A 16,508-nucleotide genomic window follows, 5' to 3' on the forward strand; every position below is an offset into this window, starting at 1 on the left:
ATATAGTCATCAAATAAATATTTTTGACCACTACATATATTACCTAATTAATCATTATAATTATTGAACAGTTTTAGACAATCCACAGGTCTTGTTAACAAATGACAGAAACAATCGAATCTTTACTTAAGGAACAGAAGAAGTACTATCCACCGGAAGAATTTGTCAGGCAGGCTAACATGAAAGACCCCCTGATATATGAAAAAGCGGAAGAGGACTTTGAGGGCTTCTGGGAAGATCTTGCCCACAACATCGACTGGTTCGAAAAGTGGGATACGGTCCTTGACTGGCAGCCACCTCACGCAAAGTGGTTCACCGGTGCAAAACTGAATGCTTCCTACAACTGCCTGGACCGCCATATTTCAAAACATGGTGACAAGACAGCCCTTATATGGGAAGGAGAGATGGAAAATTCAGAGACCTACACATATAAGGAACTGTTAGATGAAACTGCTCGTTTTGCTGCCGCATTAAAAGAAATGGGAGTGAAGAAAGGCGACGTTGTAACGATCTACCTGCCCATGATACCTGAAGCAGTGATATCCATGCTTGCATGCTCCAGGATCGGTGCACCCCACAGCGTTGTATTTGCAGGATTCTCCGCAGAAGCTCTTGCACAGCGTGTGACTGATGCGAACAGCCGATATGTCATTACATGCGACGGTTATTTCCACAAAGGAAAACTGGTGGAACAGAAAGAGAAGGCTGATCGGGGACTTGAGAATACAACATGTGTGGAAAAGGTTATTGTAACAAACCATGCTGCCAATGCCATCGCCATGAAAGAGGAAAGGGACATCTGGTGGGATGAACTCATACACAATGTCGATTCAGTATGTGAACCTGAACAAATGGATGCTGAAGACATATTGTTCCTGATGTACACCAGCGGGACTACAGGAAAACCAAAGGGTGTTGTCCATACAACCGGTGGCTATATGGTAGGCACAAATGTGACTTCTAAATGGATATTCGACCTGAAGGATGATGATATATTCTGGTGTACAGCCGATGTTGGATGGATAACAGGACATTCCTACCTGGTATATGGGCCTCTCTCTAACGGGGCAACCATTGTAATGCATGAAGGTGCACCGGACTATCCGGACAAGGGCAGGTTCTGGGATATCGTGGAAAAATACGGCGTAACTATCTTCTACACAGCACCTACCGCAATACGGACATTCATGAAGTGGGGAGATGACATTCCTGCAAAGTACGACCTCTCATCCCTGCGACTGCTTGGAAGTGTTGGAGAGCCAATCAACCCGAAAGCCTGGCTATGGTACTACGAGATCATCGGCAACTCCAACTGCCCCATTGTGGATACATGGTGGCAGACCGAAACAGGAATGATCATGATAAGTCCCCTACCCGGACTCACAACAATGAAACCAGGTACTGCAACCAGACCATTCCCCGGAATAAAGGCTTCTATACTTGATGAGGAAGGTAATGAAGTACCTGAGGGTGAAGGTGGATACCTTGCCATTGAGAGACCATGGCCCAGTATGATCAGAACAATAAACGGGGATGAACAGAGATTCCTTGATACCTACTGGAGCAAGTGGGGTACAGATCGATACCTTGCAGGAGATGGTGCACGCAGAGACAAGGACGGGTACTTCTGGGTACTTGGACGTCTGGACGATGTCATCAAGGTTTCCGGCCACAGGCTCGGTACAATGGAGATCGAAAGCTCACTTGTATCACATAAGGCAGTTGCAGAAGCTGCAGTTGATGGAAAGACCGATGAGATAAAGGGAGAGGTAGTCGTTGCTTACGTGATCCTTGAATCAGATGCACAGGCCAGTGATGAGCTTAAACAGGAATTAAAGGAACATGTCGTGGATGAGATCGGTGCCATAGCACGTCCGAAACAGATCATATTCACAGATGAAGTTCCAAAGACAAGAAGCGGTAAGATCATGAGGCGTGTCCTGAAAGCAATTACCAATGACACAGAGGTAGGAGATATTACAACCCTCCAGAACCCTGCTGTGGTCGAGGAACTTAAAAGAAAGGTTAATGAGCTAAGGGAACATTGAAGCCGTTAGTAACCTAATACTTGTTCCAAAACCAGGATACAGGAGATGCCCTATGGAAAAGAAAAATTGCTTGATCCTTGCCCTCGATGTCACAGACAGGGAAAATGCCCTGCGTATCGCTAATGAAGTATCTGAATATGTGGATTCCATAAAGGTCGGATATCCACTTGTACTTGGAGAAGGACTGGGCATCGTTAAAGAATTAGCCGAGCTTGCCCCTGTTATTGCTGATTTTAAAGTTGCTGACATCCCCAATACCGACCGCCTTATCTGCGAACAGGTATTCAAAGCCGGAGCTGACGCGGTCATTACACACGGATTTACAGGGCGTGACAGCCTGGACTCCTGTGTAAAGGTCGCAGAGGAATATGGCAGGGACGTCTACGTCGTAACAGAAATGAGCCACCCCGGTGGTGTGGAATTCTTCCGCCCTGTTGCAGAGACCATTGCCCAGATGGCCGCAGATGCCGGAGCTACAGGTGTTGTTGCACCAGCCACAAGACCTGAAAGGGTCAGGGATATCCGCAAGATCATCGGTAATGATCTGCATATAATCTCACCTGGCGTAGGTGCACAGGGTGGCAGTGCTGCCGATGTTATCAATGCAGGTGCTGACTGGGTGATCGTAGGACGTAGTATCTATAACTCAGATTCACCTGCTGATGCTGCCATGAAAATATGCAATGATATGAAATGCTGATCTGTTATTGCCTATGATGATTAACTTTTCTGAGCAATGATGAACCCTATGAGTACTGAGGCAAAACAGATCTGTCTGATATAAAGTCAATATATTCAGAACCAGCCATTAATAGATAACAAACATAAGCAATTACTGAAATTGTTGCACAAAGAGTAGTGGTTAGACGGAACACAAAATACTTTTTGAAACCTCTGCAGGGGAACTTGCATACCTGCAGGATAATTCTTTGGTAGTAAAACTTCCAGAAGGAAGAAGGACACTCACAACTTCGTGGCTCAACGGAGGATACAGTGAGGAGATGGAAGCGGTCTTCAATCACATGATACCACACCGAAGCCATGGTGCTGGTGACCTTGAGGGCGGAAGTGTTCCCGAATACCTCAGGATAGTTGCAGGCAGACTTGGACTTGAGCCCAACAAGGCATCAGGGATGCTTACAACAGCAAGAATGGAGAATGCCGTTGTTGTTTCTGATTCATTCAGGGGTCTTGAGGTCACAGCAATTATAACAGGCGGAGTTGAAATAAACGGTGGCCGTGCTGGAGATCCTTCATCTTATTATCAGGAAGATGAAAGGTTCGAACCAGTTGGCGGTACGATAAACATTATTTTGTTAATAGGAGCAGACCTGCCAGCATATTCAATGGCAAGGTCACTGATGACCGCAACCGAAGCAAAGAGTGCAGCATTGCAGCAGCTTATGGCACCCAGTCGTTATTCAAGCGGAATAGCAACAGGGACAGGAACTGATATGATAACTGTTGTTGCAGACACCACCAGTAAGTTAAAGCTTACAGATTCCGGAAAGCACTCTAAATTAGGAGAACTGATCGGAAAATGTGTTCTTGAAGCCGTAACAAAAGCTGTTGGGATCCAATCGGACATAAAACCGATCACCCAGCGTGATATGCTGGTAAGACTTGACCGTTTCGGTATCGATGAAGCAAGATACTGGAAAGTAGCATCAACTCTGGAGGGGGAGAACAAGAAGCCCGGATTCATAGACCAACTTCGTAAGACATCACGAAACCCGGCACTTGTAGCTGCAACTGTTTCCGTGCTCCATATCATCGATGAAATATCATGGGGACTCATTCCGGAAAATGCCGGCAGAAAGGCTGCTTTTGCTATCATGAGAGAACTCCCAAAGGTACTGGACATGGATCTAGAGGTCCCTGCAGATGAACTTTTGAATGAGTACGATAGCATTCTTGATAACTGGATAGTTGTCACCTCCTGGATCGTGAAGAATAACATTTCCTGATCATCTTTTATGGAAATCTGTGTGGTCTTGGTAGCTCAGGCTTTATCTATACGAAACCTTTATCCATAGAATACCATCCAGTATAACAAAAACATACACATCAAATATGGAGTCCTTATCATGAAAATACGAGAGCTTATAATCCAACACTGTGACAACACTGAGAATAAAGGAAATGGACTTCTGATCCATACAGGACATCCTGCCGAACCCATCGAAACCCCCGAACTGTTCAGCTATCTGGATTTCCTTTCTGATGAACCTTCAAGGAAGATCTGGTACAGCGATGATTATCGGATGATAGTAACTGAGATCGATGGGGAGCTTACAGTCTACGAGCATGTAAGACTGTCAAACTACAGGATACAGTTACTTGACCTACGTGAAAAATACGGAGAAAAGGAAGAGAAAGACCTTACAGAACTTGCGGATATATTCTCTTTCGTTAGCTATGAACATAGAAATAGTACAAGGAAATCAGGAGTTCCATATATAACTCATCCAATGGACGTAGCATCCATACTGATAAAAGAGAATGCACCATCGGAACTTATTTTTGCAGGATTGCTCCATGACATCGTTGAAGATACGGAAGTTAACATTGTAACCATAAGAAGAAGATATGGACCTGTAGTAGGTGATTATGTGGAAGCTGTTACCGAACCGGAAGAGCTCAGGCAAGCTGCAGGAGGGGACAGAGCACAGACCTGGAAAGAAAGAAAAGAGTATACCATCAAAAGGATAAGCAGAGCAAATTCCGAGATAAGACTTCTAGCATGTGCGGACAAGCTTGCCAACATCAGGGACCTTATCAGTGATATAAAGCAGGAAGGAGAGGAGTTCTGGGATAAGTTCAATGCACCAAAGAGCGAGCAGGAATGGTACTACCGTTCAATGCTGGAAGTTTTTGCTACCGGTCCGCAAAATATCACAGACACCCGTGCATACCGTGATTACAAAGATTGTGTAGATGAGCTGTTCTGAACAGCTTCCTTATAAAAATAGACTCTTTTTAATGCCAGGCTGCCTTTTCAGGCAGTTCTGGCACTTTGGTCCAATGCCATCAGGAACTCATGGACCTTTTGTGAACCAATGAGCAAGTGTTTCCCGTTAGTGAACTCGAGCATGACGCCATCGTTACCGCTTATGTTGTAAGCTTTACCATTTTTTCCATAGCGTATGCCCCAGCCACCATAATCCCGAAGTGCACTGTAATGAACTGCTTTATAGCTGGCAATGTCGGTGTAGCCAAATTTTTTGAATGACAGGTGGAATGGGAAGAAACGAACATAAACACCATCGCTGCGCACTTCAGTCACCAGCTTCATGGAGAATATGAATACAGGGAACAGGAAACCAAAGATGATAGTCAGAAAGATCATGGTGGTATCCGATGCAGGATTACTGCCAAAGGGATGACCAAGTACCAGTTGCTGGTAAGCCCCATAGAGTGCCATAACTGCGGGGATAAGTACCAGCGAGGTTACCCAGAATTGCCTGAACTTCTGTACTTCCCTGAATGTAGGACTGTTGTTAAGCATATTAATTCCCGCGTGTGACTATATTTATATTAGCATTTCTAAATATAGTCAATCGCATAAATATTTATTGTATGATAGGAGCGAGAATGATAAAAGACTCCTAAAAGACGGCTTAACTAAAATATTTCAAGCCCAATAAAAACAAGAAATTATTATATCGTACCACACTGAGTAAGAACAAAAACCTTCGAACAGGCGGATGCGAGAAATTGCACCTATTCTAAAAAACGATACTTAGAAAGAACTAAAATGCCCTCAGACATTACCATCCCGATGTTGCTACTGTCGGTGCTCATCGGATATGTACTCGGTATATTCTCAGGACTTGTCCCGGGAATACACACGAACAACTTTGCCCTGATGTTGGTAGCACTCTCCCCCATGCTTATGGACAGCGGAATCCTGCCAACATACATAGCCACAGCAATCCTGGCAAACTCCCTGTCACATACATTTCATGACATTATACCCGCTGTATATCTTGGAGCACCAAATGACGATATGGCGCTGGCAGTACTTCCCGGACACAGGTTGCTGCTCGAAGGTTTCGGCTCGGAGGCCATAAGCCTCTCAGCGCTGGGAAGCGCAGGTTCAGTAGCATTCTCATTAATCATTGCAGTTCCCCTTGCATTTGCTTTCAGCAAGATCTACCCGACACTACAGAACTACCTTGGATTGCTCCTCCTGCTCATATCCATAAGCCTTATACTGAGCGAGAAAGGTGAATACATCATCAACCAGGGCTCCTTTGTAAAATACAAGTACAAAGCATACGCACTCATCCTCTTCGTTCTGACCGGATTCCTTGGCCTGTTCGCATTCCGGATGGAAGCCTCAATGCATCCACTGATCGACTTCGGAGCTCCATCAATACTTCTCCCGCTTCTCAGCGGACTTTTTGGTGCATCCCAGTTGCTCATAAGCCTGTTGTCAGGCTCACACATCCCACCCCAGAGATATTCAAGGATCGAGCTGCCTGCAAAAAGAATTGTTCGGGGAGTGATCACCGGCAGTGCAGCCGGTTCCATCGTTGCGTGGTTACCAGGAATATCTTCATCCATTGCAGCAGTACTTGCAAGACTGTTCATCAAAAGCGATTTTGACAGGAAAAAGGACAGTAAGGATAGGGATAACGAGTATGAGGATGAAGATGCCTGTGAAGGATACTACCGATATGACGATGATGAGTTCTACCGGGATGAGACCATGGAAAGCTCAAAGGAATTCATCGTTTCGGTTTCCGGCGTCAACACTGCCAATGCGATCTTCGGTCTGTTCGCCCTCGCAGTGATAGGTAAAACAAGAAGCGGAGCAATGGTTGCCGTAGACGAGCTTCTGGATGCTGCCAGCCTGACCGCCCAGGACCTCATCCTGTTCCTGCTGGTCATCGCCACCACAGCACTATTGTCATACATCTCAACAATAGCCATCGGAAACAACATTCACAGATTGCTTGCAAAACTCGATTATTCAATGATCTGCATCACCGTGCTTCTGGGTCTCGCACTGATGAGCCTGCTGTTCACCGGCTTCTTTGGTCTGCTCATCTTTGTGATCGCGATCCCCCTTGGCATGTCTGCCTCATTCATGAAGATCAGGAAGTCGCATGCGATGGGAGTGATACTGTTGCCGGTGATCTTGTACTTTTTGTGAGCTACAGGAGAAACTATTGAGCTTCAATGGCAGATCTCACAATTGGCAGTGTGACAGAGTTGCCTTCAATGAGAGGTTTTTCGGAGAAAGGGTAGACAAATTTATGTCAAATAGTAGGCTGCCACTTTGGATCATAAAAAGGAAAAATCAGGAAACATCACATGATGCCCCTGTAACACAAATTTGATGTGAATTAGCAGCTCACACACAACGGACAGCCAAAGTGCTTGTAGATCTTTTCTTCGTATTCGCGAGTAGATATATCAGGCCATTTATCTTCTGAAAAACCCGGTGCATTCTCCAGTGTGGAACTAGCAACATCCAGAATAAAACTGTGCTTTTCCCCTAATTTGAAAACTCCCCAGGGAATACCAACGTATCCATCTCTACTTTTAAGCGACACAATGACGTATGGAATACAATTTTGTTCCAGGTCTATCATAAAGTCTACGAAATTCCCAATTTCTTTTCCTTCTGCATCCTTAATAGGATCTCTGGCTATGGTCTCTACAGATAACATCTTAGGTTTTGCCATACTCGAATTACCCCCGTTAACAATTCAGCGGGCATTTATCATGCCCAGAATAATAATGTGAGATAAAACTATTTAGGTGTTGCTACAATATCTAAAAATACAAGGAGTGGTTTAACATGGTCACTAAAGAAGACGTAATGGAAGTTCTTAAGAGCTGCTATGATCCAGAGATTCCGATCAATATCGTGGACCTTGGGCTGATTTACAACGTAGATGTTGAAGACGAGGAAGTCCATATCAAAATGACCCTGACAACACCCGGCTGCCCGATGGGTGCAATGATCCTGGATAATGTCAGGCAGAAGGTTGAATCGATTGACGGTATAAAGAAGGCAGAAGTCGAATTAGTATGGGAACCTCCATGGACACCTGATCGGATATCAAAAAAGTGAAGAACGACTGAGAATGAAATATTGAAATAATATTACTTAGTTGCTGTATGGTGCGATTTCCGACTTGTATCATATTCTTGAAGCAGCTGCTCTGCCATAGAAGCAGATGTAAGCAGATGATACCAGGAATTGGTATTGCAAATCGGACTGTTTAATTATTTCAAACACTAATATATTCCTCTTCGAGTACTCCAGATGGACATATTTATATACTTGTGTAGTGTTTAGTCGATTCAGCGAGTTCTTTAAGGGCTGTACCCCCACCCCCCACAACTAACTTTTTTGCTCTTTTAGAACTCATTTCAATCTTCTGTTTCTTCATAATCTTGTACCTTTATTCCAATCATTAACATGTCAAATATATTTTTTTTAAGTGCTCAAATATAAATAAAAACACATACATTGATATTGTAGAGTTCTTTAAGAAACATTCCTCTTAATATACCACGCCTGGTGTACTATTCTTAAAGAGCTCGGTGGTAGTATCCTGTTTTTTTGTGACCGTTCTAATCAAGACGTAACCATGCTACCAGTATTCTCGAAATTCAGGGAGCGCTCAACCATAAAAAGCATATACCCCGATCAATGATAACTATTGAAGAATAAATAATGAAAGGAGTGAAATTTTTGATTTTTGGAGATTTAGTCAAAGGAAAGGACATTGAAGCAGAAAGCGCAATGAAGGAGAAACATGTACCTACAATCGAGATCCTTGAAGGTCATGGGGGAACAGATGCAGACCTTGTTCGAGTGATCGTAGGTAAAGAGACCGCACATCCAAACACCGTTGAACATCACATTGCATGGGTAGAGCTTTATGGCAAGAAAGATGGCGGCGAAGTCGTTAACCTCGGAAGAGTCAACTTCAGCCCGGGAAACACAAAACCTGACTGCTGGTTCAAGCTTGAGAACATTGGTGAATACAGGGGATTCTGTGCTCTTGGATATTGTAACATCCACGGCCTGTGGGAAAATTGTGTTGAAGTATGATCGGGTTTAATGCCTGATCAACATTTTTTACTTCAAATTTTCAGCTTCATTTAATTTATTCAATTTTAAGCGCATCCACAGGACATTTTTGAACACACTTCATGCAACTGATGCAGGCAGTATCCCTGACAACATCTTTTTTTGAAACATCGATCCACATCGGACACACACTATCACATATCCCGCATGAATTACAGAGAGAGTTATCACGACTGATCTTCCTGATCTTGACAAGGTTCGTTAATGAAGCTGTTGCGCCTTCTTTGCAGAAATACCTGCATGCGGCCCTGTCCACAAAAAAAGAAAGAAGTATCGAAACCGACATGATCAGTAGCAGACCATCTACAACCACAGATTCCATTATGGAATCATTAATGAACTGAAATTCATGCAGCAACACCGCAGTCACCAGGAAAAGCAATACTACATATCGGAAATATAAAAGCGAACCATGGAACCTTTTCGGGACCAAAGTGTTGTATCTTTTACCAAGGACCTTTTTCCCCATGGAGCCGATGATGTTCTGGAACATGCCCCTTGGGCACATCCAGCCACAATAGACCGGACCGAATAGCAGAGCAATAGGAACGGATAGGAGAACAACATAGAATGTTGACTGCGAACCAAAATAGATGAAGATCGCAAGACCAATAAGCTGAAGGCTCAGCCTGAACCTCTCAACCTTTTCTGAATTCTGCAACCTTGATATGATATTTCCTGTGGATCTCAATAGTATTGCTCCGGGCGATCGTTAGGGATGTGTCGAACAATTACGCAAAAAACGCCTATTCAATATATAGTTTATTAAAGAACCAAGCAAATGTAGGATAGGGGTAATTGAAATGCGTACATTTATGAATATCGTTGCATTAGCTGCAATAATACTGATCATAGCAATATCAGGCTGTACAACCACAGATACTGAACCGGAACCGATACCCGATATCATTGAGAACGATATCGAGAATTCATTCACAATCTCTACCAGCGCCTTTGAGAACAACGGAGAGATCCCCTCACGCTACACCTGCGAAGGGGATAATATAAATCCGGAACTTATTCCCGGCATCCTGCCTGAAGATGCCAAAAGCCTTGTGCTGATAGTTGATGATCCCGATGCTCCGAGAGGGACATTCACTCACTGGATAATATGGAACATTGAACCGGGGTCGATCATCAACGAGGACACAATTCCAGGAGTACAGGGACTTAACGACTTTAAGACCACGGACTATGCCGGACCATGCCCACCTTCAGGAACACACAGGTACTTTTTCAGGATCTATGCACTTGACACCATGCTTGACCTGGAATCAGGTTCCACAAGACCAACTCTGGAACAGGCAATGCAGGATCATATCATTGCAGAAGCTGAGCTAATGGGAACTTACTCCAGAGAATACTGAAGAAGAAAAAAAGGACAAGATGGAGGATTAAAGAGGGGAACAAAATTGTATTGAACCGTGAGTGGTTATTCCAGCAGTTCAGTATCCTCATGAGAATAAGCCGGGGAGCAGCAACACAGGATCTTCATATCCTCAGCTCCGGTATTTTCGATCTTGTGAGCAACACCCGGATCGATCATTATGGTGTCACCGACACCAACCCCGAACACCTCATTTCCCAGAGTCATGAGACCGCTTCCAGTTGTTATATGGTAGATCTCCTCAGATTCGTGGTGTTGGTGTTCAAGCGTCTTGCATCCCACAGGAACGATTGCCTCTGCAAGGCTCTGCTTTTGGCTGCCACCGATATTTGGATGCATCAATTCACGTATTGTCGAGCCATCCTTTGTGATGAATGGTTCGACCTGTGAGTACTCAGTTCTCTTCATCCTTGCTGAAGTTTGCGATCATTTCAAGCATCTTTTCCTTAATTTCCACAAAGGAAGCAATGCTCTCGCTGCCTGCATCAATTGGAGACTTGCCTTCAAAATCAGCATTCATAAGGTCAGGAGAGAACGGAATCTCGCCAAGGACAGGAATTCCGAGCTCAGCAAGTTTTGGCTTGACATCAGCAGAAGTTCCTTTGTTGACAACCGCAGCAAGGTTCTTCACACCGATACCTCCTGCAAGTTCCTTGATCCTTCCGGCAGTCTCAATGGACCGCATGCCGGGCTCCACCACGATGATCATTAGATCGATACCGCGTGTCGTTCCGCGACCAAGGTGCTCTATACCAGCTTCCATGTCCATGATCAGTGCACTGCTATCCTTCAATACAACATGGCGAAGCAGTGCTCTCAAAAATGCAGATGCAGGACACATACAACCGCTTCCCCCACGCTCTACTGTACCCATTACCAGCATCCTGACGCCATCGGGACCGATTACGCCGAACTTGTCCACAATATCGTCCACTTTTGGATTGTACTTGAACATGCCACCAACCTCACCGGCACGCTCGTCGATAATCTCCTTGTACTCCGTGAGCGGACGTGGTGGTTCAGCTATACCCAGTGAAGATGCAAGGTTCATATCCGAATCAGCGTCAATGGCAAGTACCTCGTAACCGTCTCTGGCAAGCAGCCTCGCCAGAGTTCCGGATAGAGTTGTCTTGCCAACACCCCCTTTACCTGTAACCGCGATTTTTACCATTAATAAACCCTCATTGATATTCCATAATATTACTGCACATCATCTTTTTATCTTGATTTTTTCTGTTTGTCGTTTGTATATTGTATAAATTACATATGTGATATAATTATTTAAACAGGTCTGAAAGTTCAACATAACTATATATGCCACGTCAAAGATATTGTTGGAAAGATTGCCATGGATGAACGTTCGAAGAAGATACAGCAGATACTGGTAATTATATTAGTCCTGAATCTGATAGTAGCTTTTGCAAAGATAATCTATGGTACATTCACTGACACGCTCAGCATGAAATCCGATGGTTACCATTCCCTTTTTGACGGGATATCGAACATCGTCGGAATCGTTGCTATTTTTGTTGCAGCAAAACCTCCTGACAGGACACATCCTTACGGACACCAGAAGTTCGAAACCCTTGCGTCTATCGTCATTGCAGTGCTGATAATCTTCGTCGGGTTCGAGATAATCCATAATTCCATATCAAGGTTCACATCAGACATACAACCCACAGTAACCGGCCTGAGCTTTATTGTCATGATAAGCACAATGGCTGTTAATCTGATGGTAACCGAATATGAAAGGAGAAAAGGCGAATCACTTAACAGCGAAATACTGCTGGCCGATTCCATCCACACCAGAAGTGACATATTCGTTTCACTATCAGTACTCGTAGCACTTGTAGCAATAGAAGCAGGCTATCCGATAATCGACCCACTTATATCACTGATAATAGCAGCCGTTATCGTCAGGGCCGGTATCAAAATAATAATGACAAGTTCCAATACATTATGTGACGCAGCCCAGCTTGAAGAAGAAGTGATCTGTTCACTTGCCTATGAGATAGACGGAGTTCGTGATTGCCACAAGATCAGGACCAGAGGGTGTAAAGGCGATATACATATCGACCTTCACATCATGGTATTACCTGAAATGACCGTTTCCGAAGCTCATGCGATCTCACATCGGGTCATGGACTATCTTAAAGAAGAACTGGAAGGTGTAACCGAAGTATTGGTTCACATCGACCCATTTAAGGAAAAAAAATAAAATAACATCAAATGGAATTGATCAACATGCCCGGAAACACCTTTGGACACTCATTCAGGATCACAACCTGGGGAGAATCACATGGAAAAGCATTGGGAGTCGTTGTAGACGGAGTTCCCGCAGGACTTCCCCTTGAGCCGCAGATGATCCAGAAAGAACTGGACAGGCGACGCCCCGGACAGAGCCAGGTATCCACCCCGCGCTCCGAAACGGATAGCGTTGAGATACTTTCAGGTATTTTCGAAGGCAAGACTACCGGCACACCAATTTCCATGATGGTATGGAACAAGGATGCAAGATCAAGTTCTTACGACAATATCAAAAACCTTGCAAGGCCGGGACATGCTGATTACCCATACATGAAAAAGTACGGCATTCGCGACTACCGTGGTGGCGGACGTTCATCGGCTCGTGAGACCATTGGCAGAGTAGCCGCCGGTGCTATCGCAAAACAAATACTTGCAAAATACGGGATAGAGATAATTGCCCACGTCATATCACTTGGCACAGTATGTGCAAGACCAATGCCCCTGGATGCTATCAGGGAAGACCTGGAAAAGACACCTGTAAGGTGTGCAGACCTGGAAGCTGCAGCGAAGATGCTAAAAGAGGTCGAAGCAGCAAGAGAAGAGCATGACAGCATTGGAGGCGTGGTTGAGATCATTGCAACCGGCGTTCCGGCAGGCATAGGTGAGCCGGTCTTTGACAAGCTGGATGCCGATATTGCAAAAGCCATGATGAGCATCGGTGCGGTCAAAGCTGTTGAGATAGGTGCAGGCTATGAAGCCTCACAGATGAAAGGTAGCCAGATGAACGATCCTTTTGTCATGGAAGATGCAATGGTAGAGACTAAGACCAACAATGCAGGCGGAATCCTCGGTGGATTATCGACGGGAATGCCAATTGTCTGTCGCACTAGTGTCAAACCAACACCATCCATTTCACAGCCGCAGCAAACCGTGGACATGAAAGAAATGAAGGACACTGAGATCAACATCCAGGGACGACATGATCCGACGATTCCACCAAGAATGGTACCTGTTGCAGAAGCCATGATGGCACTGGTTATCGTTGACCATATGATCAGAAGTGGTCACATTCATCCAAATTCGATGTTGAAGTGATAAGTATTTTAGTTAACCAAAAAATAAACCCCAATTAATTAAACATTAAATTGATCAAACGATCATAAACTGATCATCAAACGAATCAATACGCCAACCAAACCTTTGGTTGGTCCAAAGTTCATAAACAACTAAAAAGGAAGAAATGATGCCACCGACTTCGGCGGCATTACTCATTTTGATATAGCTTTGATCTGACCTTAAATGGTCAGTTTTTCCATTCTTCCAACAGCTTCTTCGAGGCGGTCAGCGGACTGTGTAAGAGCAAATCTCACATAGCCTTCCCCGTATTCACCAAAGCCGACACCAGGTGTTGCTACAATTCCTGCTTCCTCGAGCAAGAGCTTGGAGAATCCGATGGAATCATACCCATCAGGCACTGGTACCCACATGTAGAATGTTGCCTTTGGTGCCTTTGCATCAAGACCAATGCCCCTTAAGCCTTTAAGGAGTACATCGCGTCTCTCCTCATACATAGTGTTCATATCTGCGACACACTGCTGTGAGCTTGAGAGTGCTGTGATGCCTGCCCTCTGGATAGCATCGAATGCACCTGAATCGATATTGGACTTAGCCTTTCCAAATCCTGTGATGAGGTCCTTGTTACCAACAGCGAATGCAAGTCTCCAGCCAGTCATGTTGTAGGTCTTGGACATGGAATAAAGTTCCATTCCCACATCCATTGCACCATCTACGCTAAGGAAGCTTGGTGCCTTGTAATCATCATAGACCATCTCAGAGTAAGCATTGTCGTGAACTACAACAACATCGTTCTCTTTCGCGAATTCCACGACCTCTTCAAAGAACTTGACATCAGCAGTTGCAGATGTTGGGTTGTTCGGGTAGTTCAGGAACATGAGCTTAGCCCTTGCAAGTTTGTCCTTAGGAATTGCCTCAAGGTCAGGAAGGAAACCATTCTCCTCAAGGAGAGGCATGATGTGTGCTTCACCGCCTGCGAACTGTGTTCCGATCTTGTAAACAGGGTATGCAGGATCAGGGACAAGTGCCACATCACCAGGGTTGATGAATGCAAGAGGAATGTGTGCAACACCTTCCTTTGAACCGATAAGTGTGAGGGTCTCTGTTGCAGCATCAAGCTCAAGGCCGCGGGATTCCTTGCACCAGTCTGCCACTGCTTCCCTGAACTCCATCATACCGGTGTATGAAGGATACCTGTGGGTTGCAGGATCTTTTACTGCATCACACATTGAATCGACAATGTGGGATGGGGTTGGCTGGTCAGGGTCGCCCACTCCGAGGTCGATAACATCGACACCTTTTGCTTTCTGTGCTGCCTTTGCTTCATCGATAGTTGCAAATAAATAAGGAGGTAATGCGTTGATTCTGTCTGCGTACATATGTTCACCTTGGTTTAAATTAATATGATCTCTTAGGTATTGTAGCGCTTCTATTGCTACAAACCTATTTAAAAATCATGGGTGACCGGAAAATAGGGTCACCTTCATTGATCATCTTTTTCCACAGTGTGCAGCTCATCCCCTTTATCGCGTAAAAGGTCCACATCCATAAACTCAGCTGATTCCGGAAGTGACAGTTCAAACCCTGCAGTCTGGTCGATATAGACAGTCCCATTAAGAATAGTATAATCAAGTACATGCCCACCTTTTTCCCGGTCAGTGTCAATGAAATGGAAATGGTAACCCGGCACATTTATACCTTCAACATAATAAGGCAGCCAGAAACCTACAATGCTACCCTCAACATCCTCAAGCTCGAATACAGCTTGTTCTACAGCAATCACATCGACCAGCAGAGGATATGGCTCTTCCTGGGCAGGAACACTGCGGACTTTCATATGCTCAAAAGTGCCGTCAATTCGGATGGCGTACATCAGGTTCTTTGAAGGAAGTGATTCACCTACCAATAAAGCAACTTCAGAAGAGTTGGAGGGACCATTCAGTACGATGGCCTCATCCGTCTCAAAATAAGTTACAGCGGCAAAGGGCGTAGTGACCGAATCATCCACAGAATAAGCATAGCCATCGGTCTTCATCTGGTAGACCTCACCATCAATAACGATCATCTCTCCATCTAAAGCGTCGAATGTTCCAAGACCAAGGTCCCCTTGTTCTTTCAGTTCACCCATGCTCAACTGCCCATCATATAAACCTTCAAGCAAGGCATCAATGGTCGATACCTGATAAAGGACATCATTATGCAATTCGCTTTGGTTAATATTCGGAGTGTCTGGAGTATTCGATGTAGCCGGAGCATCATCAACACAGCCGGATAAAGCTAACATTCCGGATACAAGCAATAAACAAATAAATAATTGAAATGGCTTTTTCATTTTTTTACCTCATTGACTATAACATAATTAATATGTTTATAAATAATTGATCAAAACGTAATAGTTGTTTGGGTCTTGAAGCCTGAATAATGAACTGAAACATATGAAAGTGCATCACAAAATAACTTCTGATTCTAAAAAATGGATTTACAATATCAAAAACAATTGTAGAGAGGAAAGTTGGAGTGTGGCAAAATTATTAGATCAAAAATACAACATGATCAGTGGAAATGCGTAATGTATATAAAGAATATGCATTCATTAATAAAATGAAAAGAGCTAAAACTACTTGTTTGGTATAGC

Annotated in this window: 17 protein-coding genes; 10 read left to right on the forward strand and 7 right to left on the reverse strand. The window is 44.3% G+C overall.

Features of this window, described 5'->3' with window-relative positions; all coding sequences use genetic code 11:
• Nucleotides 1-101 precede the first annotated feature (101 nt).
• The 4 genes from acs to J7W08_RS06250 all read left to right on the forward strand — a co-directional run bounded on the left by acs (nucleotide 102) and on the right by J7W08_RS06250 (nucleotide 4,999).
• Nucleotides 102-2,048, forward strand: a complete 1,947-nt coding sequence (gene acs, locus J7W08_RS06235) for an acetate--CoA ligase (RefSeq protein WP_233083694.1) — start codon at nucleotides 102-104, stop codon at nucleotides 2,046-2,048.
• A gap of 52 nt (nucleotides 2,049-2,100) precedes the next feature.
• Nucleotides 2,101-2,748 (forward strand): orotidine-5'-phosphate decarboxylase, encoded by a 648-nt coding sequence (gene pyrF / locus J7W08_RS06240; RefSeq protein WP_048194883.1) that lies wholly within the window; start codon nucleotides 2,101-2,103, stop codon nucleotides 2,746-2,748.
• A 229-nt stretch (nucleotides 2,749-2,977) separates the two neighbouring features.
• Entirely contained in the window at nucleotides 2,978-4,015 is a 1,038-nt protein-coding gene (locus J7W08_RS06245; protein WP_233083695.1) for an adenosylcobinamide amidohydrolase, read from the forward strand.
• A 120-nt stretch (nucleotides 4,016-4,135) separates the two neighbouring features.
• Complete coding sequence (locus J7W08_RS06250) at nucleotides 4,136-4,999, forward strand: HD domain-containing protein (RefSeq protein WP_233083696.1); 864 nt, start codon at nucleotides 4,136-4,138, stop codon at nucleotides 4,997-4,999.
• A gap of 47 nt (nucleotides 5,000-5,046) precedes the next feature.
• Here the strand turns inward: J7W08_RS06250 and J7W08_RS06255 are convergent, their stop codons facing one another.
• Nucleotides 5,047-5,556, reverse strand: a complete 510-nt coding sequence (locus tag J7W08_RS06255; RefSeq protein WP_233083697.1) for a DUF6141 family protein — start codon at nucleotides 5,554-5,556, stop codon at nucleotides 5,047-5,049.
• A 249-nt stretch (nucleotides 5,557-5,805) separates the two neighbouring features.
• Here J7W08_RS06255 and J7W08_RS06260 point away from each other — a divergent pair, with 249 nt between their 5' ends.
• Nucleotides 5,806-7,209: a tripartite tricarboxylate transporter permease gene (locus J7W08_RS06260; protein ID WP_233083698.1), complete on the forward strand. Its 1,404-nt coding sequence runs from the start codon at nucleotides 5,806-5,808 to the stop codon at nucleotides 7,207-7,209.
• A gap of 193 nt (nucleotides 7,210-7,402) precedes the next feature.
• On the opposite strand, the gene J7W08_RS06265 is transcribed toward J7W08_RS06260, so the two are convergent.
• Nucleotides 7,403-7,744 (reverse strand): PRC-barrel domain-containing protein, encoded by a 342-nt coding sequence (locus tag J7W08_RS06265; RefSeq protein ID WP_233083699.1) that lies wholly within the window; start codon nucleotides 7,742-7,744, stop codon nucleotides 7,403-7,405.
• A gap of 116 nt (nucleotides 7,745-7,860) precedes the next feature.
• Between J7W08_RS06265 and J7W08_RS06270 the strand changes: the two genes are divergently transcribed.
• Nucleotides 7,861-8,136, forward strand: a complete 276-nt coding sequence (locus tag J7W08_RS06270; protein WP_233083700.1) for a metal-sulfur cluster assembly factor — start codon at nucleotides 7,861-7,863, stop codon at nucleotides 8,134-8,136.
• Nucleotides 8,137-8,754: 618 nt separating this feature from the next.
• Complete coding sequence (locus J7W08_RS06275) at nucleotides 8,755-9,126, forward strand: class II SORL domain-containing protein (protein ID WP_310742521.1); 372 nt, start codon at nucleotides 8,755-8,757, stop codon at nucleotides 9,124-9,126.
• A 55-nt stretch (nucleotides 9,127-9,181) separates the two neighbouring features.
• Here the strand turns inward: J7W08_RS06275 and J7W08_RS06280 are convergent, their stop codons facing one another.
• Nucleotides 9,182-9,856: a 4Fe-4S binding protein gene (locus tag J7W08_RS06280; protein ID WP_233083702.1), complete on the reverse strand. Its 675-nt coding sequence runs from the start codon at nucleotides 9,854-9,856 to the stop codon at nucleotides 9,182-9,184.
• 112 nt (nucleotides 9,857-9,968) lie between these two features.
• Between J7W08_RS06280 and J7W08_RS06285 the strand changes: the two genes are divergently transcribed.
• Complete coding sequence (locus J7W08_RS06285) at nucleotides 9,969-10,532, forward strand: YbhB/YbcL family Raf kinase inhibitor-like protein (RefSeq protein ID WP_233083703.1); 564 nt, start codon at nucleotides 9,969-9,971, stop codon at nucleotides 10,530-10,532.
• 65 nt (nucleotides 10,533-10,597) lie between these two features.
• On the opposite strand, the gene J7W08_RS06290 is transcribed toward J7W08_RS06285, so the two are convergent.
• Both J7W08_RS06290 and J7W08_RS06295 read right to left on the reverse strand, forming a co-directional pair.
• A complete protein-coding gene (locus tag J7W08_RS06290) occupies nucleotides 10,598-10,960 on the reverse strand; it encodes a cupin domain-containing protein (RefSeq protein ID WP_233083704.1) in 363 nt (120 codons plus the stop codon).
• Nucleotides 10,947-11,723 (reverse strand): ATP-binding protein, encoded by a 777-nt coding sequence (locus J7W08_RS06295; protein ID WP_233083705.1) that lies wholly within the window; start codon nucleotides 11,721-11,723, stop codon nucleotides 10,947-10,949. The genes J7W08_RS06290 and J7W08_RS06295 overlap by 14 nt, the downstream gene beginning before the upstream one ends.
• 177 nt (nucleotides 11,724-11,900) lie before the next feature.
• On the opposite strand from J7W08_RS06295, the gene J7W08_RS06300 reads away from it, so the two are divergent.
• Nucleotides 11,901-12,770 (forward strand): cation diffusion facilitator family transporter, encoded by an 870-nt coding sequence (locus tag J7W08_RS06300; protein WP_233083706.1) that lies wholly within the window; start codon nucleotides 11,901-11,903, stop codon nucleotides 12,768-12,770.
• 26 nt (nucleotides 12,771-12,796) lie between these two features.
• Entirely contained in the window at nucleotides 12,797-13,894 is a 1,098-nt protein-coding gene (gene aroC, locus J7W08_RS06305) for a chorismate synthase (RefSeq protein WP_233085735.1), read from the forward strand.
• 200 nt (nucleotides 13,895-14,094) lie between these two features.
• Here the strand turns inward: aroC and J7W08_RS06310 are convergent, their stop codons facing one another.
• Together J7W08_RS06310 and budA are read right to left on the reverse strand one after the other, a co-directional pair.
• Nucleotides 14,095-15,252, reverse strand: coding sequence for an LL-diaminopimelate aminotransferase (locus tag J7W08_RS06310; RefSeq protein WP_048194899.1), 1,158 nt, complete (start codon nucleotides 15,250-15,252; stop codon nucleotides 14,095-14,097).
• A gap of 104 nt (nucleotides 15,253-15,356) precedes the next feature.
• On the reverse strand, nucleotides 15,357-16,205 hold the full coding sequence (gene budA / locus J7W08_RS06315; protein WP_233083707.1) for an acetolactate decarboxylase: 849 nt from the start codon (nucleotides 16,203-16,205) through the stop codon (nucleotides 15,357-15,359).
• Between the last annotated feature and the right edge of the window lie 303 nt (nucleotides 16,206-16,508).

Source organism: Methanococcoides orientis, assembly GCF_021184045.1.
Taxonomy (GTDB): domain Archaea; phylum Halobacteriota; class Methanosarcinia; order Methanosarcinales; family Methanosarcinaceae; genus Methanococcoides; species Methanococcoides orientis.